At 43.5% G+C, this 26,720-nt stretch carries 15 protein-coding genes; all 15 read right to left on the bottom strand.

Translation table 11 applies throughout. From position 1 onward, the window contains the following. Nucleotides 1-5: 5 nt before the first annotated feature. Nucleotides 6-1,409 carry a right-handed parallel beta-helix repeat-containing protein gene (locus AQPE_RS05990; RefSeq protein ID WP_318350143.1) on the bottom strand — a complete coding sequence of 468 codons (1,404 nt, stop codon included), beginning with the start codon at nt 1,407-1,409 and terminating at the stop codon, nt 6-8. A 16-nt stretch (nt 1,410-1,425) separates the two neighbouring features. After that, complete coding sequence (locus AQPE_RS05985) at nt 1,426-2,313, bottom strand: alpha/beta hydrolase (protein WP_318350142.1); 888 nt, start codon at nt 2,311-2,313, stop codon at nt 1,426-1,428. A gap of 98 nt (nt 2,314-2,411) precedes the next feature. After that, entirely contained in the window at nt 2,412-3,800 is a 1,389-nt protein-coding gene (locus AQPE_RS05980; protein ID WP_318350141.1) for a sialate O-acetylesterase, read from the bottom strand. 48 nt (nt 3,801-3,848) lie between these two features. Then, complete coding sequence (locus AQPE_RS05975; RefSeq protein WP_318350140.1) at nt 3,849-5,003, bottom strand: glycoside hydrolase family 43 protein; 1,155 nt, start codon at nt 5,001-5,003, stop codon at nt 3,849-3,851. A gap of 221 nt (nt 5,004-5,224) precedes the next feature. Further along, a complete protein-coding gene (locus AQPE_RS05970) occupies nt 5,225-7,189 on the bottom strand; it encodes a transglutaminase domain-containing protein (protein ID WP_318350139.1) in 1,965 nt (654 codons plus the stop codon). Between the two features lie 18 nt (nt 7,190-7,207). Next, nucleotides 7,208-9,004, bottom strand: coding sequence for a DUF3857 domain-containing protein (locus AQPE_RS05965; protein ID WP_318350138.1), 1,797 nt, complete (start codon nt 9,002-9,004; stop codon nt 7,208-7,210). Nucleotides 9,005-9,356: 352 nt separating this feature from the next. Continuing rightward, nucleotides 9,357-9,761 (bottom strand): DUF1761 domain-containing protein, encoded by a 405-nt coding sequence (locus AQPE_RS05960; protein WP_318350137.1) that lies wholly within the window; start codon nt 9,759-9,761, stop codon nt 9,357-9,359. A 71-nt stretch (nt 9,762-9,832) separates the two neighbouring features. After that, nucleotides 9,833-10,918 carry an acyltransferase gene (locus AQPE_RS05955; protein ID WP_318350136.1) on the bottom strand — a complete coding sequence of 362 codons (1,086 nt, stop codon included), beginning with the start codon at nt 10,916-10,918 and terminating at the stop codon, nt 9,833-9,835. Nucleotides 10,919-11,028: 110 nt separating this feature from the next. Further along, on the bottom strand, nt 11,029-12,348 hold the full coding sequence (locus tag AQPE_RS05950) for an ATP-binding protein (RefSeq protein ID WP_318350135.1): 1,320 nt from the start codon (nt 12,346-12,348) through the stop codon (nt 11,029-11,031). Between the two features lie 43 nt (nt 12,349-12,391). Further along, nucleotides 12,392-12,829, bottom strand: a complete 438-nt coding sequence (locus AQPE_RS05945; protein WP_318350134.1) for a hypothetical protein — start codon at nt 12,827-12,829, stop codon at nt 12,392-12,394. A 32-nt stretch (nt 12,830-12,861) separates the two neighbouring features. Then, complete coding sequence (locus AQPE_RS05940) at nt 12,862-14,856, bottom strand: eCIS core domain-containing protein (RefSeq protein ID WP_318350133.1); 1,995 nt, start codon at nt 14,854-14,856, stop codon at nt 12,862-12,864. Between the two features lie 4 nt (nt 14,857-14,860). Then, the gene (locus AQPE_RS05935; RefSeq protein WP_318350132.1) at nt 14,861-16,273 is read right to left on the bottom strand and encodes a contractile injection system tape measure protein; all 1,413 of its coding nucleotides are present in this window, start codon (nt 16,271-16,273) and stop codon (nt 14,861-14,863) included. 135 nt (nt 16,274-16,408) lie between these two features. Beyond that, nucleotides 16,409-20,740 carry a PKD domain-containing protein gene (locus AQPE_RS05930; protein WP_318350131.1) on the bottom strand — a complete coding sequence of 1,444 codons (4,332 nt, stop codon included), beginning with the start codon at nt 20,738-20,740 and terminating at the stop codon, nt 16,409-16,411. 11 nt (nt 20,741-20,751) lie between these two features. Further along, nucleotides 20,752-23,466, bottom strand: coding sequence for a hypothetical protein (locus AQPE_RS05925; RefSeq protein ID WP_318350130.1), 2,715 nt, complete (start codon nt 23,464-23,466; stop codon nt 20,752-20,754). After that, nucleotides 23,454-26,714, bottom strand: coding sequence for a baseplate J/gp47 family protein (locus tag AQPE_RS05920; RefSeq protein ID WP_318350129.1), 3,261 nt, complete (start codon nt 26,712-26,714; stop codon nt 23,454-23,456). The genes AQPE_RS05925 and AQPE_RS05920 overlap by 13 nt, the downstream gene beginning before the upstream one ends. Nucleotides 26,715-26,720: the final 6 nt, after the last annotated feature.

Genomic DNA, 26,720 nt, shown 5'->3' with positions numbered 1-26,720 from the left:
TATTTTTATTCCGTTTTAAAGAGTTTTGTTTCTTTCATTTCTGCAACATTCTTTGGTAATTCAGTTTCGTTAACCGGAAGTTTGATTTTCGGATCGGTCAGACTGGCTTGTTTGTCTTCAGGAAAAGCAAGCGGTACTTTTCGGTCGGTTGACCAGGCCTGGTTATTGGCAAAAGTTGCTCCTGAATAGTTTCCGTTAACAAATGAAACGGAATGCCCCGTGATTACAAAAATGTTGTTCCGAAAGTTAAATTCAGGATAAGCGCCAGCCTCGAAGCTTACGGCGTGGCCATAACAATTTACCACCTTGTTCCCGTAAATCTGACAGCTTGAAATGGATTCAGGAGAATCTTTTGCAATCCACATCAGGATACCAGCTTGTCCGTTTTTGCGCCCATCGTTGTAACTGATGTTGTTCCTAACGATGTTGTTTTTCCAGACTGACGCACCATAATATTGGAACAAACCATATCCGGCGCCTTCGTTATTGGCCGAAAAGTTATATTGCATCACCGAGTTGGTCATTCCTCCATCGAAGTCGAACCCTCCGCCATCTTTGCCTTTTTCAGATGTTTTGTTGTCGTGTGCGTAGCAATATTGAATGGTGATGCTGTCGCTTTGGTAAGCCCAAATTCCAACCGGCCCGTTTCCTTCGCGGGGCATGTCCCAGCCGTTGTTCATGGCCTCGCAATATTCTATCGTTCCATTGGTAACGCCGCCAATCAGGATGCCATTTCCGGAATGGTTATTTTTAACTTCAGGACAGCCCGGATTGTTATCGGCTATGCAATTGGCAATGTATAAATTTCTGAACGATTTCGCCCCCGAACCTTCCAAACCACCTGCATTCTGCCCGTCCGATTCAACGTTGATACCCGAAAACCCGTTGTCGTGTGCATAAACATTGGTAATTCTCAAGTCCTTTCCACCAACTGCTTTTACTCCTGACCAAAGGAATCCACTGGCTTCAACACTATCGATTGAGCAATTAAGTGTTCTACGAAATTCAACACCGCTACCAGTGTTTCCTTTTTGACGGCCATTCCCGGTGAGGATCAGATTCTTTACCTGAAGCCATGAACAATCTGAGGCTTGAATCGAACTTTCATTTTCACCATTGATAATGGCGCGACCGTTTCCGTAAGATCCGATTGTGATGGGTTGTTCTTTTGTCCCTTTAAGCCCTTTCAATTGAAGCGTTCCGGCGAAAGTTTGCCCGCCGGCAAAAAATACTGAATTCCCTGCATGAAGTTGAACCGAATTGATCCATTTTATGGTTTTAAATGGTTTTCCCAGCGTCCCCGGATTCGTGTCGTTGCCCAATTGCCCGTCAACGTAATAAGTTGAGGTTGGTGCAGAACAGCCAATTAGGAGCAAAAGGATACCAGCTAAGAAGTGAATTCGTTTCATGGTACAGCTGTTTAAATTAGTTCATCAACTTCTGTTCTTTCAGAAAATCGGTCATTCGCTGCAAGGTAGGCAAAAAGTTGGGATTACCGACCGGCCAGTCGCAGGAGTGATCAGCATCTTTAACCGGTATCAGTTCGCATACATTCCCGGCTTCTTTCATTAAACGGGTAAATTTCTCAGCGTACTGAAATGGCGTCGTATTGTCCTTGGTTCCGTTTGATAAAATGGTTGGTGGCCAGCCTTTTTTGATATGCAGAATAGGTGAAAATTCAGGATGAGCATAGAAAAATTCTTTCCCGAAACCTTCGCCAAGCACCGGATTGTGAAGTACCATTGCATTGGGTTTCGAGCTGATTTTCATATTTTCGCCTGGAGTATCGCCACCATCCAGAAAAGTACAGGCTGCCAGATGTCCACCGGCAGAACCACCTGCAGCAATGATTTTGTTTGGGTCAATTCCCAGATCTTTGGCATGGGCTCTTACAAATCGGATGGCCGATTTGGCATCCTGAATACATTCGATGGGTGTAGTTCCGTGGCGCGATTTGACCCGGTAATCGGCTTCAATACCAATAATTCCGTGGTCGCGAAACCAGGCCGGATTTGGTATTTGCCCATAAACATCGCCTGCAACCCAACCGCCGCCGGTGAAATAAACAATTGCAGGCAAGGGCTTTTCTGATTTTGCCTGAGGACGTAAAATGTACAGGTACATATCTTCCTGCGGTGTTTTTTTGTACAGCACTTTTTCAGCCAAAGCCGCCAGGTGGTGCCCGGAGAGTTTGTAGCTTTCCTTCACGGCGGATAGTGAAGTTGCCGAATCGGGTTTTTCAGGAGAAAAAGGTGCTACGGCAGAGAGAGCCCCGGAGATCAAAATCAGAATAATGACGAAAAAGTTTTTCATCTTTTCATTCAGGTAAAAAAGTTAACTGAACCACATAGGGCACATAGCTTTTTTAAATTTTCTATTGTGCTCTATGTGGTTTTCTTTATAAGGTGAAATTACCATTCATCAGTTCGGAAAGGCGCCAGTGGCAACCCTTCTGTGCTAAACACATCGGGCATGGTGGTGTTGTCGAAACAGAAACGAACGGCAAACGGAACTTTTACTAGTTTCGAGGAAAGAACAATTGTATTTCCATCCATTTTAGCCGTAGCGGGAACAAATTTTTGATCGTCGCCAGCAATCAGAAAGCGTTCGGGAGTTTTGGCAGTACATTTTAAACCGGTTAAAACATCGCTGAATGTCAGGCGGACTTTGCCTTTTTCGACTTGCATGGATTGGTAAGATGGTGATTTGTATGCGCCCACATTTTGTTTGTAGGTTTCAGTCAAAGCGTAATTAGCCAGGCGTTTGCCCACATTCAGTTTATCTTTTGGGTGGATGTCCTTGATGTTGTCGACCAAATCGGTAATGACAACCATTCCAGTATTAGGAACTGCTTTAGCCACAATTTCTTCCTGTTCGCGAATGTATTGAGAGGTACCTTTTTCGCCGTAATCAAAAGGCGCAATTTGCACAAGATAGAACGGAAAATCTTTTTTGAAATCAGCACGCCAGTTTTCGATCAGCGTTTTCATCAGCTGCGAATAAACCGGGTAGTTTTCGCAGTTCGATTCGCCCTGGTACCAGATAGCCCCTGCAATTCCGTAAGGAACAAACGGTGCGATCATCGAATTGTATAACTTTCCAGGGCTGCCCGGCCACCATTGTGAATCATCAGTGTGTTTGTTCTTATACAACTCCGGATTGTTTTCGATGCGGCTTTTCTCGATCCAGACTTCAGCAGGAGTCCCACCCCAGGCTGAAACAATAATCCCGACCGGAACATTCAGCTTTTGCTGCAATTCACGGGCAAAAAAGTAACCTGCGGCGCTTGTTGCGCGCATGGTTTCAGGCGTACATAATGTCCAGGTGGCATTGCAGGTTTGTTGTGGATAGTCGGCTCCGATCTTCTGAACATGAAAAATCCGGATATTGGGGTTATTCGCCTTGGCTGCTTCTTCCTCGCCGTTGATCAGTTTCCAGTTGACACTCATTTCCATGTTCGACTGTCCGCTGCAAACCCACACTTCGCCAAGCATCACATTGTTTAAGGTTACTCCATTATTTCCTATGATTTGGATGGAGTGGGGGCCACCGGCTCCGATGGTACGAATTGTTGTCTTCCATGCTGCTGCATTATCAGCTTTCACTTTTACGGTATCTTTGCTGTTCCAACTGGTCACAATTTTAACGGTTTCTCCCGGATCGGACCAGCCCCAAATGGCCACGTCGGAGTTTTGTTGCAGTACCATGTTGTCGGCAAATACCGATGGAAGAATGATTTTTGCGAACATGTTTGTGCTGAAAATGAACATGATTGTCAGCGCCAGAAAGATTTTTTTCATTGCATTTCAGTTATTTGATTTAATTTATTCAAGAATTTGAGTTTACTATTATTCTTCGCGCTCCCTCTTTCGTTCATCGCTTTTTAAGCTCCATGCATCTTTCCAGTACAACTTAGGGGCATCGTTTTCGAAGGTAATTGGCAGCCAGATGTACCGTCCATCAATTGGGTTATCCGGAGTCCAGCGGTCGCCCATAAAGATGTAGCTGTCTTTTTTACCCTGAACCTGCAAAACGTAGGTGCTTTGCGAGCGAAAAGTAGTTTCCGAATCTGTTCCAATTGCCGGATTCCCGAGTTCTGTCCAGTTTCCAAAAATTTGGTCGGCAACGGCTGATCGGGCTGCATTGGGAGCCCAACCCGTGCAGTCGGATGCAATGATATAATATTTGCCATTACGTTTAAATAGGGTTGCACCTTCCATGTAACGGCCAACAAATGCGCGAAAATATTGTCCGGAATAGGAGAGGTAATCGTCGGTCAATTTCGAAATATGCAGGGTGCTGTTTTCTTCGGAAGAATAAATGTGGTAGGCAGTTCCGTCATCGTCAACAAACAGGTTCATGTCGCGGGCCATTTGTCCACCTTTGAAATCGCGACCCACCAGATTCACCGAATCAACCGGAGCAGGAAGGCAGCCTTTTCCTCCGCAATACGAATCTTTCACGTCGGGAGAAACGGTTTTTTTGTGGCAAGGTTGAACATTAACAGGCCAATATCCGGCATTCGGGCGGAAACTTTTCTGGAACGTAAACGGTCCTTCCGGTTTATCGCTCACAGCAACTCCGCTTCGGGCTGCGTAGTAACCTTTGCCTTTAAGTTCGAGGTGAAACCACATCACGAACTTCTTGGTTTTGGCGTTGTAAATTACTTTGGGGCGTTCGAGGGTACAGCCTTTGGTAATGTCGCTGGCTGGATCTTCGTCTACTTTCAGGGCAATGCTTTCGTCTTTCCAATAGTATAAATCTTTCGACGAATAACAGCTAACGCCAACCTGAGCTGAGTTCCCGATTTTACCGGCTATTTTATGCTCACCATACCAGTAATAGGTTCCGTTATAGTAGAGAATTCCACCACCGTGGGCGTTGATGTGTTTACCGTTGTTGTCGTTCCAGATTTCGCCGGGTGTGAATTGTTTGTTTGGTTGTGCTTTCAGAAAAAGGACACAGAAAAAGGGAAGTAAGAAGAGTTGGAATTTGATGATCATTTGGGTTTGGTTCAGGGGTTCAAATTGAAACGTAAAGTTAAAAGCTTCAGTGGAAAAGACAAATTAAAAAGATAATGGGGAAGCTAAACCTGAAAAAAATAATTGTAATGGTTTTCTAACAGAAATAGATATCAAACCACTATCCGAAACCGAATAGGATGAAGTATAAGACCTTTTCGATTTAGGATAGTGGAATAAAAGTTGTTTCTATTTCTGATGTACTAGACTTCTTTGCTCAGGACAATTTTTTCATTGAATTTATCGACGATCATTTTGAAATATTTTTTCAATTCAATATAATCAGATGTATCATATACATCCTTCTTGAATTCATAATTTCCAGTAACGTTTATGTGTCCATCTGATTGAATCTCTGTTGTAAATGTGATTTTAACTAAATTATTACTGACATTCATATCTAACGGTTGCGAAAGAAGTTTATACCCATTTGGAATTGCTATCGAAGTCTGAAATCTGGTTGATTTTTTATATGTAATATCTACGGGATAATTTCTGGTCGGCTGAGTCAATGGATTTTTTGATATGGCAAGACCGCAGAAAGGCGAAATAATTATTTTGCCTTCTATTGTTTCCGCAAGGTTCTGTTGATCGAAAGCAATTTCAAATGGCTTTTCAATCTGTTTTAAATTTAAAGGAGAAAGAGTATCGTTTGGGTTAGCATTAAGTCCAAATAATTCACTCTTTAAATCTTTGTACGATGAAGTAAATCTTTCCCTATAGTCGATTGCTTCAAATCCGGTAGTGACTAATCTACAGTTTTGTTTGATACTGTCTTTCCCCTGAGTTAATTTCAAGTCAATATGAAAGGTTCGAGTTGAAGTGGAATTGCTTTTAAGGTTCAACCATTCGGCTTTGCCCTTTTGAATCACAAGCCCTTTTTCATTGATACATCTGGAAGGAATTTCTCCAAAATTACTAAACGGATCAGTTGCATCAAGCATTACTGTTGAACTATCAGTTTTAGCATAGACAAGCACATAGTTAAAAAAGTGCTGAAATGGATAATCGAGCTTTATTTTCCCATGATCGCGAGTACTTATTAATACTGGATATGCTTCAATGCCTGCAGAATTTAATAAACCGGCCAAGAGGAGATTTAAATCGGCACAGTTACCCGTTTTGCTTGATAAAATGTCTTTTACATTTTTTGTAGCAAATTTATTGCTCTTACCATTCCAGTTAAAATTTGATTTTACAAAATGTTCAATATATTTTGCTTTATCCGTTTGCGATTTTGATGCAATTTTCATAGTGTCAGTTATCTCTTTACCTTTCTTCTTGCAATTGTTAATGTATTTGCCAAAAGAAGCATGGTCGATCATTTCTTCGGAAAGTTTTGGCCATGTAGACATAATAAGTTCATTGGCTCCTCCCGGATGATGGATTGTAGCTAATTGAAAATCGAGTTTAATAATGTAATCTTCAGAAGTAGTAATGAATGATTCGTCTTTAAATGCAGGGACATCTTTCATCGAAAAGAAATAAACAACGTCATCGTACGTAATAAGTCCAAAAGGACTGGTTGAACTAGATACTGTGTAAGTTTTAAACGTGTCAAATTTGTTGGTTCCCTGAATGATATAAACATACTCATAAAATGGGATCATCTTTGTGGTATATTCGCTGTAAATCGTAGGTATTCCGCACTGAAACTCCCAACTGCGAAGATTAAAAAGGTAAGGACTTACCACTCTGTAATAAATCTCAATAACTGATCCTTCTTTAACATCGGGCATGGCAAATTTTTTATCAAACCAATGTTCGTTGTATTTCTCATTGTAAGAATTTTTAGGATCTAGAGCTGATATTTTCACCTGACCATTTTCATAATTATAGGTATTCCCTTTGAGCTCAACAATTATTTCTGCCCGATTATTTTCTTCATAATAAGGGATGGATTGCTGTGCCCATTTCAGTCCTGCTTTATTGAATATTTTAATCTTCATTTTACGTTCAAAGATTAACTTAAAACCATCATCGTCTCGTGTAAAGAATGATGTGCCAATATCATAGATTACAACGGCTTCAGCTGACGGATCTTTGTCATACTTTTTCATTTGGAACTCTTCAGAGCTGAACTTCCCAAACTCATGAGTATAATTTTGGGCGTTAATTGTCAAAATAGCACTTGTAAAGCATAGAATCAGGATTACGATTTTTTTCATTTTGGTGCATGTTGGTTTTTATAGTTGTCGTTTTAGAACCAAATTCATTCTGTCGATTTCATTTACCGATTTGATAAAGGAATAGAAATCAGGATACTCTGCAATTGAATAGGAAGCTGAGTAAAGTTCAAAATGTTTAATTGCATAAATTTTACCATTTATAATATTCAATTGCAGCTCATAATTGCCATACTTTGTTTTTAAAGAGAAGGTATCCGGTTTATTTTTCAATTCATAATCAACCGGGATGTTATACATTAAGGTGTCCGAGTTACAAATTGGAAATGGCAATATAACTGGAAGTTTTCTGTTCGAAGGAACGGTAAAAAGTGGTATTCTACATGGGAACAGGGTTAAATAGTAATCACTTCCCAATGGTTTAAGAAACTTGCTCAAATTAAGGTTTACGTTTAATCCAATTTTTGCAGTGTCTCTGTTTTCACGAACTAATTCCCATTTAATAACTTCATAATTATCAAATGGTAAATAACTTCTGAATATCTTGTCTTTTTCGTCATCATTATACTCATTGTGAAGTTGATTAAAAACCTCAAATCCTGAACCTCTGAAGGTCGAATGAATTGTCACATTTGAACTTTCCGTAGTGCTCAAGTCAAAATCAAGTTTAAATGAAGACTGGTTGTCTTTTGACTTTAATGCTGGGATCCTTACAAATTTGCTTTTATCTTTTGATACCAAAAATGCATCTCGGTTTTGGGTAAATGAACCCATATAGTCAAAAGGGTTTGCATTATCAGTGTTTTCTAGCCAAATGGTATCATTCATTAATGGAATTGCAAGCACAACATGGTTAAATTGTGGTCCTGCGATTGATTTCAGTATATTCTGAGGTTGTTCTGAGGCTTTTACTTTGGTATAGAATGATTCAATTCCGACGTAGTTTAATATGGCTTTCATATAGTTTGTTAATGCTTTGCAATCGCCATATTTATTAAGTGCAACATAAGATGCAGGATATGGCTTTAGTCCGCCAATTCCGATCGAAATGTTAATATACCGGGTATTATCTTGCAGATAATGGTATAACGTTTTGATTATCTCTCTTTTATCGGTGATTCCCTTCACAAGTTCAGAAATCGTTTTTTTTTCTTCTTCCGGCAAAACATCCAGGTTTTGCAAGAGTTTATATTGCCAGTTTCCGTATGATATCCAATCTTTAGACGAACCTTCTACTCCATATTTAAAATATACAGGTGTGACTAATACAGATGGTTTAAAATCATTAGGTTGCGAGAATATTTCAGGCTCAATAGGGTTCGGATAAGAAGCCGCCCATTCGAGTATAATGTTAGCTTCTGTTGAATCTTTCCTGAAGTCAGAAGTGTTAGTTGAATATTTAGAGTATTCAAACCCTTTTGGAAATTGAATTTTGAGTCTCGCATTCCTTGTGGGTATTTTATCGTAAATGACAGGTGTCCATGAACTTATAATGATATAATTTTTGCATATAGTTTGGTATGTATAAGTGACTTTGTAGGGATAAATGTTGTGCTTAAGTTGAAAGCATTTGATAAAGTCATCTTCATACAAGGAATTCTCAGAAACGGCACTTCTGTCAGAAATATCGCTCTTTTTTAAATTTCTGACCACGTTGCCATTCGATTCCTCAATCCAGGCTTCAATAGCTGAGACCTTTTCCAATTTTGAATAGGGTATACTTATATTGGTATATTTGTCACCTGCCCGGTTGTTTATTTGTATGGTTATCGAATCTGTTATAGTAAGTTTTTCTTTATCAACATCGCATAATGTTGTGTATCTTAATATCTCAGCATCAAGTGACTGTGATGCCAATTTTATACTAAATGTTATGAGGAGAATCAAGCAGAAAAGGAGAGGTTTGAGAATCATAAGCTTTTATAAACAGACAAAAAGAAAATGAATTAGATGCAGCTTAATATTTTTACAACGCAATAAACGAATCTTTATTGGTTATATATTTTGCACTGTTCAACAAAGTTATCTGAAAATAATCATAAAGTCAATGCCCATTATTAAATATAAAATACTTTTTGTATCTGATAGGAATTAATTCAAACAATTTTTATTCTCTTTTGGGTTATACCAAGACCTTGAGGTCGGTTGAGTATTTGAAATGTGCATTAGCTTTTTTGATACATCGCGAACTTATTCCAAGGTAGTTCATTTACCAGATTCCCATAATCCCTCCTGCCAGCGAGAATAGAATAATATACATTCCTGCATCGATGGCAAGAAGTTTCATCGACCGATTGGCAAAAAGGTAGGTTGCAGTCATTGGCGGAAGCACAAAAACAAACCAGACCAGTGCTCCGGCATGAACCCCGTCGTGCCACCCATGTCCTGAAACCAAAGCGCTCAATCCGGCAAGAGCCAGTGAGTGCATAACCGCAGTTCCTCCAAAGATGAGCGGAATATTCATCTTCCGATCCAGGTTTGGTTTATTTTCTGTTGCCCAGGTTTTACCAAACAAAAATTTTTGATGCCACACTGCTCCCAAAGCAAACGAAACGATTGTCATTATTACGACCGGGATCCAGTGGATGCTTGAAATGAGATTAGATAGATTCATAAGTTGGATTTTTTTAATAGTTCAGCTTTTGTTCGTTATTAAAACTTGATTGCGATTCCTAAAAAATCATTTTATCTTGTAATGTATTTACTCCCAGGCAAATAAGAGATTAATTTAATGACCAGATAGGAACTGACAAATGTGACCAAACTGATCAGCGGGAATAAATATTCCTGACCGTTAATCCACGAGATCATCAGACTGTAAGTCGTATTCAGGACAATAATGTGAAGTAAGTAAATTCCATAACTTTTTAGCGAAATGTCCTCAATAAGTCTGGCAAACCATGAGTTTGGATTTCGGAAAGTAAGGTTTTTGATCAGCATGAAAAAACCAAGTGCCAGCATGGCAACATTGATGGTGTCGTAGCCCCAAGAGAGTTCCAATTCCGGAATCGATTTTGCCGTGTTTAATCGCGATGCAAAAATGTAGGCAGTAATGGCATAGCCCAACAGCAACAGGATAAATCCAAGCAAGTAATCGCCTTTGCTTTTTTGAGCATGAAAACGTTTGATGTAAAAACCGAGGACGGCAAATCCAAGGAATCCGGAGAAATAATAAAGCATTGGGGTTTTATTCCAGAAACATTCGCCCCAAATTTCAGGAAATACCAGGTGAATGTATGGAATGGTCATTGTGATCGCCCAAACGATCAGGTAAAATCGAATTTGTTGTTTTGGAGCAGTTTGAAGCCACGGAGAAATAACCGGGGCAAACAAATATATTCCCAGAAGCATGTACACATACCACAAATGACCAACCTGAGTTCCGTAATTTACCGGAATATGTAGAATATTGATTAGAGTGGCTGATAAATCGGCATTACCCCTCATAAACTGGTAAATGGCATAAATGACGCACCAAATCAAAAATGGGAACAGTACCCGCGTAAATTTTTTGCGAAAAAATGTTGGCAATTCGTCTTTTACCGGAAACAAAAAGTAGCCTGAAATCATGACAAACAAGAGTACGGCGCACCTGAATAGTGAATTGAAAATCGCAACCCAGAAGGCTCCCGGGCCATTGAGAACTCCGCCTTCAGGAGAAATGTAAAAGAACTCGCCAGTATGAATCTGAACAACCATATAACACGCCAGAACGCGCAAGATGTCAAGGCCGGCATTTCGTACCGAGGACTTTGGGAGTATAGTTTCCATAGGTTATAGTTTAATTCGTTAGTTAGTGGATCAAATATAACCGATTTGAAAATATCAAGCCTCATCCGAAAGTGTCTATTTTACATTTAAGTTGCTTTTTAATTTTAAGGCTAATTCAGATTAATCATCTTGCCTTCCTTCAAATACTCTTTCTGAATGCCTTTCAACAGGTCGGAATACAGGATGGTGTTTGATTTTCGCTCAAGGGTTTTCAGGCAGGCGTAATGAATAATGTTAACAATGTTGGCGCCGTTGATTTCGTATTTGCGGGCGATTTCTTCCAGATTTATCTGGCCGTCGAGTTTCACATTCTCTGGAATATTCTTTTTCCAAAGAATTAGCCGTTCTTGCGTCGATGGAATTTCGAATTCGATAATGGCATTGAAGCGCCGAGTGAATGCTGCATCGATATTGCTTTTCATGTTCGAAGCCAGAATCACCAGTCCGGCATGGGCTTCGATGCGCTGAAGCAGATACGAAACTTCCTGGTTGGCATATTTGTCGTGGGCATCGCGTACTCCGGTTCGTTTTCCAAACAGGGCGTCGGCTTCATCGAAGAACAAAATCCAGTCTTTATTTTCAGCCCTGTCGAATAACTTGGAAAGGTTTTTTTCGGTTTCGCCAATGTATTTCGAAATCACAAGCGAAAGGTCTATCCGGTAAACATCGCGGTTGGTGTATTTCCCCAGAAGGCTTGCGGTGAGGGTTTTTCCTGTTCCGGGAGATCCTGCAAAGAGAATGCGGAATCCTGGCTTGATGCGGCTTTTCATGCCCCATTTGTTCATCAGAACCTCGTTGTGCTTCAGCCAGATTTCAATTTCGGCAATCTGCGCAGTGGTTTTTTCATTCAGGATCAGGTCGTCCCATTTCAGATCGGTTTCAATCAATTGCGCTGGAAAATCGCTGCTCAACTTCGGTTTAGAAATCGATCCGGTAGTCAGTAAATCGACAAATTCATGTTCCATAATCAGTCGACCACTCAATTTTGGTTCACCAACCGGCACATCTTCGAGGTACAAAACCCCCTTTCGGGCGAAAAGGTGGTCTTCAGAAAATAGTTCTAAAAAAGTTGATCGCTTTTCAATATCGCTTCCGGCCAATACAAACAGAACCGTTTCGCCGGTGGGCAGAATGCCCCGATGATTCTTTCCTTTTGCACCTCCAAATTCAGGAAAGTCGCCGCCATTGGGCAAAAAACTGAAGATGATAGAATTGTAAAATTCGGGAGAAATGTGCGGTGCCAAAGCCAAAAGCAAGGTAATGACTTCCGGATTTGAAAGTTTATTTTCCCGGATAAAACCAGCAAGTTCTGACAAATTGGTTTCCTCGGATTGATATATGGGGATTTCGGTTGCCGAACCTTTCAGCTCAATTTCGAGGCGCGACTTCAATACGTTTTTCAGAAATTCAAATTCCCGTTGCTTGATCATGGCTTTCCTTGTTTCTGTTTGCTCTTTTCTTTTTCCGAAAGGATTATCCGCGAGGGATGGTTTGAATATTCGTATTAACAAGCAAATCAATTTCATTGAAGATTTTCAAGTCCCCTTCAGGAACACCAAATACCTCAATTTTTTGAATGCGGCCTTCAAGTGGGATTTTCCAGATGACAGCGCCTGAAGCATTTGCCGACGTTGATGCAGCAATTGGTAGGTTGCGGCACTTTTCAAGAATAACTCGGATTCCAAGAACTCCCTTTTCTGAAACCGATGAAATGTAATTCCATTTTTCATCAGCATCATTCAAACAGCTACTCTCTCCGGAATGAGATAAATAGTACAAACTTCCATCGGCATATACTCTCGAAACTAAATGATTGCCAAAGCTTGGAGGTACGTATGTCTTTTCAAAAAGCGGAGCTTCTGCCTGATGCTGAGGTTTTAACCCCTTGGTATTTTTAACGAGTAATGGCATAATGTATACGTTGTAAAGTACTAAAATTACGACTAATTATTGACTCTCCACGTTTTCGATGTCAATCGGTTCAGGGCATCAGCAAAAGTTGAATAATGTTCGGCGCCAACCACATTCCCAGTCGACATGATCCGGTTATCGTTACCAACCACTGCGCCACCTGTAACTCCGGCGTTTTTGGCCAGCTGGTCGTGCGAAGCCAATGCCCCAGCTGGTCGGTTGTATCCGTTTGCGGTTTCCACATATTCATCACCCAGTCCGAACACATGGCCTAATTCGTGTGCAAATACATTTTGTCCGCCGCGTCCCTGACGGGTCACCATAATGTCAACCCTACGGAAATCGGCCGGATCATGCCGGTCAGGGAAAGCGGCCAAATCGGCTTCTGCACTGGCATCCGAATCATTGTTCCGGTTCGTGGTATAATAATTCATGCTGATGTTTGAATTGTCAACACGCTCGTCGATGTAATTCTGAACCGAGTTCATACGGGCCTCGACCAAAGTACTGTTATAGGCTGTTGATCCCGGTGCTGAAGCATATCCGTGCAAATCAATGTCAACAGCACGGTCGGCATTGTCCAGCAGAATCATCGGATCGCTGAAAAATGCATCCAAACCAGCCCTGGCTTCTTCCGACAGCTGGCTTTCGTTGTTGGCAAAATAGACACTTTGGAAATAATATTTGTTTGCCGGATCATCGCTCCGGTCACTTTCGAGCGACATAAAATTGTTGACACCCTGTGGTGCAGAACCGCGGCTTCCTGGGTCGTTGCCCAGATAGGAGCGAACTCCGCGCAGCATACCATTGGTAACCGAAGCTCCTGTTGTGGCATTGTATTCGGTAATAATCCGCTGGATATTAGCCACATCGTCGGCTGTTGGCTGTTTTACGATTTCTACCTGAAGGTGGTCGCTCGACGCAACATCCGTTCCACCTGAGGCATTGGTTCCCTGAACAGCATTTCCTTCGGTAATATCCAGATGAATCGAAGGCGTTGCCGTTACATCTTCCCATCCGGTTTCCGATACCTGGAGCGACATTCCGGTATTTTGCCAAAGTGCCGTTGCTGCTTCCAGATTTTGCCTGAAGCGGATCAGATGAATTTGTTTCTGATCCTCTGTCCACTGAAAATAGGGTAGGATGCGTGCCTGAACTTCAGGAGGCAAAGCATTCATAATTGGTATAAATCCAGCGCTGTTCATAAAACTGTTCGATGAGGAATATCCTCCTGCACCACCGCTCAGGGTGTCGGCAAAACGAATTTTTCCACGGACAGTAATGTTGAGAATGCTCGTCGCTGGTGAATAACTGGCGTCAAAACCTGAACCCGAAACTGCAGCCTGGGTGTAGGTTATCGGGCCATAGTTCCGGCTCCGGAACTCCCGTTTGTCATTGGCCAGGGTTTCTTCCGGACTTAATGTGTCCCATGGCCAGCGCTGAATGGCAGATTTATTCTGAAGCTTTGAATTTCCTCCATGCTGGATGGTGTGTGTTAATTCGTGAGCCAGCAAATGTTTGCCCGATAAGGTTTCCGGACTGTATTTTCCGGAGTTGAAGAAAATATCGTTTCCGGTGGTGAAGGCATGCGCGCCCAGTCGGTTGCTCAGCGCAGCGGAAGAACTGTCGGAATGTATTTTAACGCCACTAAAATCGGCGCCAAATCGTTGTTCCATTCCCAATCTGGTGTCAGGATCAAGCTGTACTCCGCTTCCTGAAACGCTTGCGATCAGATCTTCTGTCTCGGCAATTGGTGAAAATGAACCCGATTCAATATCCTGAACAGGTTCTTCAGCCCGGCGTTGAACAATCGGGGCACTTGCAGGATGAAAGAAAGCCTGACTTTCGCCGGAAGCTGGTTGAACAACCGCATCGGCAACCCGGTCAGCCTCTGTTTCGAATGCATCGCCTGGTTCATTGACCATTAATTTCGCCTGAACAGGTATAAATCCTCCGCTGTTTTTTGCCGCAAAAAAGGGAGTGGCGCTTTGATTTTTTGCTTCCGGTTTATTTATTTTCGTCTTCATAGCTTTACCATTCAGTGAATAAAATTTTCGAAATCCACGGCAACTTAATCACAGCGATATTCCACGATACGCTTTCCAAAAGAACATCCTGCGCTTTGCGTTCCACAATTAGTTTGTATTTTGCATCATCCTGAAATAGTTTTCCGTCGCGCTGAATAAATAACTGCCGCAATCCATCGGCAGATGTATTTTTCAGGGCAGGCCAGTGTCTGACCACTTCACTCAGTAATTCGGTTGCTTCAATTTTGACTGCTTCCGTTAGAAGGCTCAATCTCTGAACGGGCATTTTCAGGGGTACTCCGCACAGAAACTTTTCCATGATCAGGTTCCCTTCAAATACATCTTCATTTCCGGTAGCCAAAAAATGCAGCGACTGAATCGCCAGATCAGGGTCTTCAGACGGCTGGATTCCGGTTGTTGCAAAAAACTGTTTCAGGAAGGGGTGCAGCAGAATTAATCCTGCATTTTGAACTCCTATCTGGTCGTTCTCTTTTTCAAGAAACGATTCTGCTTTTGTCTCCGGAAGCCGATGGATTTCGTTCGGGACGAGGGGTTTGCCTTCAATCAGCCAGTCAATTTTTTCAAGAACTGAATCCTGAAGTGCATTTTCCGGTATGATACGCTGTAAAAGTTTTTTTAATTGCTCTATTTCTAATCGTTCAGTAACCGGATTGTCGGCTTTATAAACGCCAAAAATCAGCCGGTCAAGTTTTTTTGAAACTCCCGGAAAGTCGTCGTGCGCCAATCTGATGAGCAGTTTCAGAAAAATACGCCTGCCTTCCTTGTCCAGATTCTGACTAATCTTCAGAATAGAGGAAGTTTCGGCGTGAATCTGTAGATTTTTCCGACGCAGGTAGGCGGTTATCATTTCGTCCGGAAATTGAAGAATGAAACGATTGGCAGCCGTTTCGCTGCTTCCCAAGATTTGGTCAAGCGCCCTGAAAAAAGACCGATCATCCAGATTGGTCTCCCAAATTTCACTCCGGGTAAAATTGCGGATCTGCTCTTCTTTTCCGTACCAGGGCAAATAGCCGTTTTTCAGAAAAAAGAGAAAAACATTTCCTGAATTTTGTGTGGCCGAAATGCGACCGGCATTTTGTTCTACTGACAGGGCGTCTTCAGAAAAAGCCATGTTATGTTCATTTCTTGTGTCGAACTTTGCTTTTAACTGCCTGTAAATTTCAGATGGAAGATGGCTGAAATCATGGTTCTGCCCAACTGAAAAATCTACTGTCAGTTCATCAAAACGGATTATTTCGTCCTGAAATTCATACTCATCGAAAAGCGTTTCAAGCCTGGGAAGCAGCTCATTCTTCAGCAAAACATCAATGTTGTTTCGCACCATATGAGCCGTTTCAAGCCTGGAAGTATTCACCTCCAAAAGGACTTTTTCGATGATATGGTTTGAGTTTTTCAAGTTTTAAAATTTCAGATATGTACTGCCATCTAATGTTGAATTATTTACCCCAAACCCCTGAAGGGGCTTTAGCTGCGAATAACCCAACCGATTTGCCAAGATCTAAGTCCCCTTTAGGGGATTTAGGGGTGGCTTCTATATCAGGTTTCCATCTTTTATTTTAGCGAGATGCTCTATCAGCAATGCGATCTTCTCAACGCGCACGGCGTAGGCTTTCATGAATGCTTTCAGTGAATCGGGCATTGTCACATCAATTTGCTTTAGCATCTGCAACAGTTCCAGAATTAAATTCAGAATGGCCTGGATGATGCTGTTAAATTCTTCAATCATCTTTAGATCCTGGCAACCCAGAATATTGTAGAACAGCCGCAATTGCAAGGCAAACAGCTGAACCAGCGTATTGAATTCGGTTGGTAATTTAACCCGGTCGGTTCCTGTAATGAGTTTGGCGGTTGTCTTGAGCAGGTTGACGAAAAGTGATTCCAGATTTCCGTTGTTTTTCCCGCTCAGGTAATTGTCCACATCATTCAGCACGCCTTTGGTAAATTCAGTGGTTCCGCCATACAATGCACTGGTTTGAAGCCAGATTCGGTTCACGATGTCTGAATTTGGCATCTGAAGTTTTACCAGCAGATTCCGATCCTGAATCATTTGCGCTTTGGCATCGTCGGTGCAGGTATTTACCGGAGCTTCCACTTTGGTTGGGAATTCGATGGTTTTCGAAACATTGATCCCGCAAGTTTCACTGTTTGCCTGAAGCGATAATACCCAGATGGTCGGACTGTTTGGTGTCAGGTCGATAACCAGTGGCGAATTGTCGGCAGATTCGAATTTTGCACCGTTCACCGACCAGATATAGGAAACCGCGTTGGTCGAAGTATTGGTCAGAATGAGTTGGTTGCCCACTTGTTTGGGTTCGAAACTGGCTACCGGCGCCGGATTGACAGTGACTTTCAGGCCAGAAGAAGCGCCGTTCAGGTTGAAAGTAATTTCACCGACCTGTGCCTTTGCTGGTATAAATACAAATGCACCGGAGGCATCTTGTTCAACACCCGGACCTTCGATTTTTGCTGTAATTCCGGAAGGCGTGATGATAAACGGATAACTGTTCCGGTCGTTGGAGCAGTATGTCAACTTATCGAGATTGATTTTGGTGTCTTCAATTTTAAATGCGATATCATGTTCCACCGTGATGTGGCAAATTCCGTTCGAGGCCGTAACGGTGAGCGAAACGGTTACTTTATTTTCTTTGTTGACCGGTAATTTGTAAACGTGTGTCGGGTTGCGTTCGGTTGACAAACTGTCGTCTCCAAAACTCCACAGGAAAGTGCATCCATCCAGGTTTCCGCTCGGGATAAACGTGATTTTAGTTTCGGCAGTTGGCGATTCAGGCACAGCAAAATCGAACTGAACCCCGCGGTAAACGGTCAGTTGTGTCAGTGTAATTTGCTCGTTTACCGTAAAGTGGATCGGTTTGCCAATCATGTCGTTCGGGAACAATTCCGGATCGATGGATAGTTTGACTCCGTCGATGGTCACCCCGGCAACAACCGGATTAGCTTTGATTACTCCATCGGCCGGCGAAACTTCAAACAGGAGCGGACTGGAGTCGTTACCCAGGCAGAATTCATCTTTTTCGAGCCGCAGTGAAACCGGCGGTTTCTGCACGATAAAATTAACTGGCGAACAGTCGGAACAGCACATGTAGGGCAGCGAGAAATCGGCCACCACAGTGTAGTTGGGCAATTCAGGCTGTCTGCGGATAAAGTCTGACAGGTTTAAATTGCTCAGGTTGGTATTAATATCCAGAAGATTAATCGTCCGGTCTGCTACTGAAAGATTATTTACTGCCACGTCGCGGTTGATTGCCGTCGAGGCTGTCAATACATCTTTTGCAGCGGCAACATCCCGAATCCCAATTACCGGAGGAACAGTTGTTACCACTTTGTTCAGGTAAACCAAAACAAAGGTTCCGCCCGGCTGAACGCCTGCCAAATGTTCCAATCCGGGATTTTTTTCGATAAAACTCGAAAGTTGCAGCCTGACTAGAATATCTTTTTTGCGTTTTTCTATTTCTTCCAGTAAAATCTGTAGTTTTTTTCCTGAACAGCAAACATTCGAAAGCTGGTTAATCAGCAATCCCATAAACGATTTCAGTTCGGTTGAAAGTTTAGTAGTCTGGTAGCTGGCTTTCATTCGTTTTACCCGTGCGCACAAGTCATCCATCGTCAGTTTGTAGGCCGAAATACGGATGGAATTTACATCAACCAAAGTAAACGGCATTCTTTGTGAAAGGATTTGGGTATAGGCCATCAGTTCAATCGACTGGTCGATGACATACGCTTTTATTTCAGGTTCGGCTTTCCATGCATCGGTATTCACCATGTCAGCAACCAGAAAATTGGCTTTGGCGATAATGTCGTTTACCGAACCACCTATCGTTTGGTCAAGCGCTACTTTCATCACATTACCAAGAGCATCGGGCTGAATGGTCAGGTTGTCGGCAATCACATTGCTTTTGGTAAAGGTTGTCGCCTGTGAAATTTTTGCATCCGAAGCGATCGGATTTATTTCAGCAGCTTTGACATCTAAGTTGGTATTTATTGAAAATCTGTTCAGATTGGTAGCCACATCAAGATTGGTGAGGACAGCCCGGCTGAGACCAATGTCCTTGACATTTGCACCGGGAACTCTGGTACTGAACCCGGAGAAGAAACTGGAGACTTCGCCCAGAACACAATCCTGTTCGGCGGTCCAGGCGCGAAGCAGCACATTCAGGTCTTCGAATTCGCATTGGTAATCATCGATGTTCAGGTTTTCGGTATTGATATTGACCGACAGCGCCTTGACATCGAAAGCCAGTCCGTTTTGGGTTTTCAACGCATCAATTTCTTCGAGCACATCCTGATAAACTTTTCCCTGATGACCTTCAATCCGGTAAAAATCGAATCGGTCGGTGTTGTAAACCAGCGGATTCTGAATGTGTAGCGCCGGCGATAAATTTTCGGTATGGTAACTCAGATTGGTATTCTGTCGGTTCTTTTCGGTCTTGAAAAAATTCCAAGACGAAAGCAAGGCGTCGTTGACCGTATAATAAAACGGAATGCTTCGGAAACTCAGTTCGGGCAGTTTATTGGAAGGGGTGATTTTGATGTCGCCAACCGAGGTCTGGAACCGATTGATCAGTTCCAAAATCCGGAGGAAAAGGTTTCGGCATTGCTGGATTTTGCTGGTGCCGCCATTCAGGATTGGCGATTTGTAAAAACGGTGCCGGTGGTGTTTTACCGCGTTCCCGATTTCGTTCAGATCGCCCAGCATTAAATGTTTTGGGAAAGCATTGATATCCGGGCAGCATTCTTCCTTCAATTCGGTTAAATGGCATTTCAGTTCGTTGTAGGTATCCACAATATCTTTCACACAGTCGTAGCGGTATTGCACATTAAACGGAATGTTGTAGGCGCTGAACCCAACCAGACTCTTGAGCTTGGTTAGGGCAGTTTTCAGGTCTTCGTCAGTGGTATCCAGTTTCAGAAGCGAATTGAAATTCCCGGCAATCTGCGAAATACCGTTCGACAGATCGGCTACCAGCGGGTCGGTGGTTAAAGCGGTGAAATAGGCGCGTTTCAATTCGTTGTAATTGGCTGTATTGCTTTTGTTCAGAACCACGCGTCGAACGGCCACTTCAGGCAAATCGAATAACGACTGAACCACGTTGTGTTTCGAGTAAATGGAATCGAGACTGGCGATGTAATCGGCATCAACTTTCGAAACCAGCAAAACCCGGAGCCGGGCAACCTGCTCGACGCCCTGGTTGTCGCAATCAATCGAGGTACATAAATCGGCCTTTTTTTCGTAGGCTTCGAGGTAAAGCAAAACCACTTTATCGGTCAATCCTGAAAGTAGACGATCCGTAAATCGGGAGAACGTCGGGTCTTTAAATTCTGAAAGCGATACGTCTTTTAAATCCGAAAGCGCTGTATTTCTAAATTTCGAAACCGCGCCGATGTTCAATCCTGAAAGTGAAGCCAGCGGAATCGCTCCCTCGGCGTCGGCCGTCAGAAGTTCCAGCATTTCGATGGGCATCTCCTTGATTTTTCCATCGACATTAACCAGCTTTTTGAAGAATTTGTAATTGGCAAAACTGTCTTCGAACGCTTTGTAATGCGTGTATTCGACCGACGAAAGATCAATGGATTTCAGGCCCGAACCGGCAATGTTTTTCCGGAGTTTGATTAGGTCGCCGTCGGTGGTTACGCCCGCACCCTGACTGATCGTAACCGAAGGTTTTCCCGCATCGAGACTCAGTTCGAAACCGCAGACAATGCCCACTCCGCTCAGGAAAATGCGCGACATGCGGTCCTGATCTTCGAAATAATCGATGAATTCGTTGAGCTGGTCTTTGGTTAAAACCTGGTTGTCCTCAAAAGTATGATATTGGGTCGTAATCTCTGATAATTTTGTTGCCATAACGTTGTCAATTAAAGGTTTCCAATAAAGGTTCTGCCAAGAATGATTCTGCCTTTCAACGAATCGGTTTCATCGTCGCAATCGATTAATCTGCCGGTCGGATATATTGAATTTAATTCACTTAAAATAAGGTTCAGGGTTTTGAGCTTCATGTTTAAATCCGGAGCGGAACTGGTTTTGGCCAGCAAAAATTCCTTCCACGCCTTTTCAAACTGAAGCATTTCGTTTTCGGGATCGGGAACGTCGTTTTTGCGATAGCCTACCCAACAGATGCGTGCCAGAATATGCGCCGGAATTTCTTTCCGGATCAATTCTTCCATGAAATTCCTGAAATCGGGATTGGCAAACCGGTACGTCCAGCCCGGAAGTACTACCGAAATGCGATACGAATACGGGTCAACCGGCTGGCAACTGGTGCAGTTGTCGGTGCATATCGGCATAAACTCATCCAGCGGGGTGTCGGTTTCTGAACTGTCAGGCCGCAGCAAAATGTGTTCGACCAGAAACATGCCTTCTTCCGAGAACAACATGGTCATAAATTCGATGATTTCCAGAATGGCCTTTTTCAGTTCGTCCTGCGTGTCGTAATAGCTAAACTGTCGGGCGATGATTCGTTTTGTGCTGTTGGCCGAGGCTTCCAGATTGATGATGTCGAACGAATATTTTCCCGAATCGGCCAGTTGAATTTCGAAATTTCCGGTTTCTGATTCATCAGGAATGAACTTTTTGAACGCCTTTTTAATTGTTTCCGGAGACGTCTCAATGATTTTGACTACTGCCAAATACATTTCGTCTTCGGCCAGCGACGGATGGGCATAATTTTCGGTAGCCGACAAAATGATTTCATTGGCTTCGTTCCGGATTCGCCAGCGGTAAACCTTGTTGCCGTCCGAATCAATCAGGTCGTAAATTTCGACGAACGAAGCGGATAAATTCCGGCGGAAAAAGTTCTTCATTCCTGAAAGCCGTGCAATCCGTTTTTCGACTCCGGCCACGTTTCCGGTATCCCAGATTTCGCTCGCCGGTTGCCGGTAATAATTAAACGCACTTCCGCGCTGGCGGCTGGTGATGTCGTAATCTTTCAGGAAATTTTCCTTCGAATGCAAAATGGCTTCGCTGGCATAATCGCCGTAAAGCTGCTTCATCAGGAACGTGTAATCGCTGAATTTTTCGGCAAAACGGGCAATGAGGTGGTCGAGCAGCCGGTTTTTACGTTCGATGTTGCGATCGAGTTCAGCAAAAAGCAAGTCGCTCAAATCGCCCGGCTGGTCGGTCGGATAATCCGAAACCAGCTCGCTGAAATCGGTCAGGTCGCTGACGGCCTGCGTGAAATAGGTTTTCTTCAGGCGATTATCGACCGACAGCAAATCTTTCACTTTTTCGAGGTGCGCAAAATAGCTGGCCAGAATCTGGTCGAAGAACAACAAATAGCCTTTCAACTGCCGTGCCTGCGATTTGCGAATGGTTCCAACCTGCGATGGCAGTCCATTCAGGCCAATTCCGTAAGTGTCCGGAAAATCGTTCTGGATGGTGGTGGTCTCACGGGTATTGAAATACGTTCCGGTCGGAATGGCAATTTCCATGTCGAGGCTCACCGAAGCCTGCTCCGCTTTTTCGGCCTGTTCCAGATCGTCGAGGTATTTTTCGACTTTCTTTGGATTCACATTTACCGGCAAAACTCCCTTGTAATAGCTGTATGCGCTGTCTGTGCATCGAACCGGTTTTTTGCCCGGTTCAACGCAAATCAGCCAGCTATCGGTCTCGTCGGTTGGATTTTTACAATTGTTAATTGAAATATCTTTGATGAAGTTGACGCCTTCGACGTTCATAATCAGTTGCATGATATCGGAAAGGCGGACTTCGGTGCGCAAACCTGCAGCTTCCAGTTCTTTCGGGTCGATGAAGCCATTGGTCAGCAGCGGCCCTTCAAAAATCTGGTCTGAAGGATACCCTTTGTCGAACATTTGTTTCAGGGAATAAAACCGGAGCGATGGCGAAAAATATTCGTCGATGGCGCGCAGCACTTTGGCGTGCACCAGTTCTTCATCAGCTTCGGGAAGTACATCGATACTGGCGCAAACCGAAATCGGATGCACTTCAACCTTGGTAATTTCAGCCAAATCTTCGCACAGGTTGCGGTTGGCATGGAAACGTTTGGTAATGAGCGCTTTTATCCGGTCGTATTCTTTTGCTTTCAACTCGTCAGTCGGGAAGAGATCTTCATCCAGTTCATCAAAATCAACTGTGATGGAATACAAACCGTGAAGATTAAAATCGCCGGTAAGTTTGGCCAGTAACTTCGGATTGTATGCCAGTTTGTCGTTTTTGCAGTCCAGATAAACGGTTTTTTCGAACGGTTTCAACCAGCAGTTTTTCACTCCTTCAATATCGATAAAGAGCTTCCGGTAATCGTTTTCATTCACCGGTTTTGAAGGCAAAATCTGTGTTGCTCTGAAAAACTGATCAGAAATTTTCTGCGCGGTTTTATCTTCCGGAGCCAGTATATTCTCAATCGGCATTTCCATGCGCATGCCCAGGTCGGTGATGGCGTAACACAGCACCTCGAGCATGGTCACACCCGGGTCGTGCGTATTGTAATCGGTCCATAGATTGCTCGAAAGCTTTTCGATGTATTCCAGACCTTTCCCGCGCAGGAACGAATAATCGAGATCGTCTTTCGTTTCTACATTCTTTGGAATGCTAGTATTTGTGCCTAAGTCTGACATTTTTCTACTGTTTCAGTGATGACTTTACAACTTTTTGTGGCCGTGCCCAACTGGTGCTGCTTGGCCGAAACCAAAATGGCTTTGGGGCTCGATGGCGTGACACTGGTTAAACTGATTTCGCCGTCTTTGATGAGTTTCACATCTTCCACATAATCGACATAGTTCAGTTTTTCGATGGATTTGATGAGTAAACTTCGTTGCAAAGTGACGCCAAACTGAATGTCGGCTGTATTTTCAAAAGCCCATGGCGAAAGGAACCGCGTGATGTCTTCATTCAAAACCCGCAGGTAAAAATTCTCGTCGAACCCCTGGTAAAACTTCACCTTCAGGCTTACGGTCACTTCCTCGTAATCCGGATTAATCACTTTGGCCTTGACGTGCAGCGAATTCAGCTTGCTGATGTGATTCTGAACGGCGTTCAGAGTGGCTTTACTCACCCGTGGCTGATAAATGTCGAAAACATTTTTGTTGACGATATCGGGAATGACTACAATCAGCACATTGCCGGGCGCCAGAAACGAAGTTTCGGAACAGTGGTTCAGGCATTTTACTTTGTGAATGGCCGGAAATTCCTGAAGAATGATGTGCTCGTAATCCCACAGCGCGATGGCGCGGTTTTTATGACGCAACCGCTCGCTCACCCTCCGGTAATAGGCTTCGTCCGACTCAACGGGCTGGCCGCCAAACGAGTTGAAGGGCTGCGAAACGCTTTTGACCGTCGACAGCCGCTCGATCATTTTCGAAATGGTTTTGGCCTGAAGCCCTTTTTCGAGGTGCGACAGGTCGTTGCCGTTGTTCGTAAATTCAGCCTGAACGGCCTGTGCCAGAATGTCGATGGTTTTGCAAACGGCGTCGTATGTTTTATGGATTTTGGCTTTCACCCAGACCAAATTTTCGGGCAGCCTGGTGTTGTTGGTTGTGGCTTCTTTCGGTACCGAAAATTTTACGATCCCCGATTTCAGGAAATTGTCGGTTTCGTTCGAAATCATGTCATTCGAATCGAGGCTTTTCCATTCGTTTTGGCACAAAACAGACCATTCCACTTTCTGCTTTCCGGTAAACGAATCGGCCAACGGGTTTTCACTTCCTTCCAGAACCTGAACCAGCATCGAAACCTGTTGCAAATTCCGGGCATTTTCGAGCCCGATATAAAATTCCCCGCCTTTGCAGTAGGTTGGGACCAGGTTCAGGTTCTGATTTTCAGTAGCTAAAAACCCAACGCTAGCCTTTAAATACGGATGCTCTTCCGACTGGCCAAACGGGTGTTCGTGGAAAAAACGGATCGGGTTGTCGCTGTAATTTTGAGTGGTATTTCCAATGATGGCGCTGGTTTGCGCAGTATAATCCAGACTGACGTTTTCAGCCATGGGCGTGTACGGCTCGTTTGGAATCAGCGCGCCTTTTTCCTGACTGCTGAAGGCCAGCGCGTAAATCCGTGGGAAAAGTTCGTGCAAAAACGACTGGCTCAACGACAAGCGGACCGGCCCATTTTTGTCGGCCTCGTAACCCGAATTGGTTACCGAAAAATTGGTCTGGTACGCATCGCCGTCTTTGGTAAACAAAGTCAGGTTATTGATGGCCAGTTCCCATTCTTCCTTGTTCAGGACTTCCACATCGGCGGTGAAATAGGAGTCGTTCGGCACAATCAGTCCCAATTCATTGACTTTGTAAATTTTTGATACCGCTTCAGAAATCAAATCGGTCGCTGCCACTTTTTCCTGCATCAGGCTGGCGACTTTGATTGGTGGAACCTCTGCCTCCAGTGCTGAAAAATCGCCCATTTTTTCTAGGAATACTGTTGGGGTTACATTGTACCGATAGTCTTTGCGGTAAGCATAGTACAATTCTTTAAAACTGTCGGGCGTGTTTTTCCAATCAATGGAAACAGCCAGATTTTTCCAGTCTTTTTTGAAAAGTTCCGGATAATTGATGTAGAAATTTGATTTATTAACCGGTTGCGTTCCGAACGGGTAAAATGGCTTGGCTGCATTCAAAGTGCCAATATCGCTTTCGAGCAACAGGCTTTTAACGCCCCTCACATCGATATTTACCGTGATGTTTTTCACCGGCTTCTCAACAAGCGTGCGGTAAAGCGCGTGGCCGTCGATGTTCCCGGTTTTGATCAGCATCCGGCAAACCGGCAATGCGGTTGAAAAATGTTCGCCCAAAACAGCGGCATTGTACCCAACAACCGCCTTTTCGTCTTTCGGCACCTGAAAAGCCAGTTTCAGTATTTTATTGGTTGAGTCGAGTCCGGTCGTGAAAATGGTCTTTCCGTCGGGATCGCTGATCTGTTGCTGCAGCTGGAATGGACCCAGCCACTTCTTTTCGCCGCTGCACGATATTTCGATGTTGTCGCGAAGCTGATTGAACGCTATTGCATTCAGTGCCGACGAAAATTCGACAGTCAACTGAATGTTGCGCTCGCCTTCCTGAAGTTCCAGAATCTCTCCGGAAATGGCAAATCCAAGCCTGGCATCAGCTAATTCAGGATAAATCGGTTCCTTCCCAGAAGCTTTCAACTCAGCTTTATCCTGGTAATATCCAAAAGGCCACCATTTTACTTCTCCGTCGGGGAATGGCGTTCCGGAGCCATCGTACGAATTGGTCGCATTGGCGGCTTTTATTTTCTCGTGCTCGTGGTCGTTGTAAACGCTTTTAAGCTGACTGACTTTTATATGGTTGGCAATCAGTTCTTCCGAAGTCTGGTAAATCAGCTTTTTGCCAATCGCATCTTTTCCGCCGTCGAGTTCTGTGTTTTCAGCAATTTTGGCGTCCAGCACGTTCTTCGCCAGCTCGAAAATGAGGTGAACCTGATCCGGAGTTGCCGGTAATTTCTGGATGTCGAGAATCTGGCTGTAATAAAAATCGAGGTGCTTTTTGGTCAGATGGTTAAACCGCTTTTGGCTTGTTTCCAGTAGCTTGATGAAACTGATGAACAGCGCCAGATGCGGGGTGATGTTCTGACTTTCCGGAGAATTTGTATTTTCGTCCAGATTGAAAGCTTTCAGAAAATCTTCCAGTCCTTTTTCCGGCGTAAAAAAATCCTGCCAGTTTCCGGATCGGTTCTGAAAATCGTCAGTGTCGAAATAATTGACATGCTCCGCAAAACGGTATGCAAACTGCATCCAGTCGTTTAAGCTGAATTCGTTCAGTTTAAAATATTCAGGACTCAGCGCATCGATCAGCCGTTGCTGCTGTTCGGTTCCTTCTCTTGCAATTAATATGTCTTTGCCACAGTTAGCCATAGTTTT

This window comes from Aquipluma nitroreducens (assembly GCF_009689585.1).
In the GTDB taxonomy this organism is placed as follows: domain Bacteria; phylum Bacteroidota; class Bacteroidia; order Bacteroidales; family Prolixibacteraceae; genus Aquipluma; species Aquipluma nitroreducens.
This window is presented reverse-complemented; position numbering and strand designations above follow the sequence as displayed.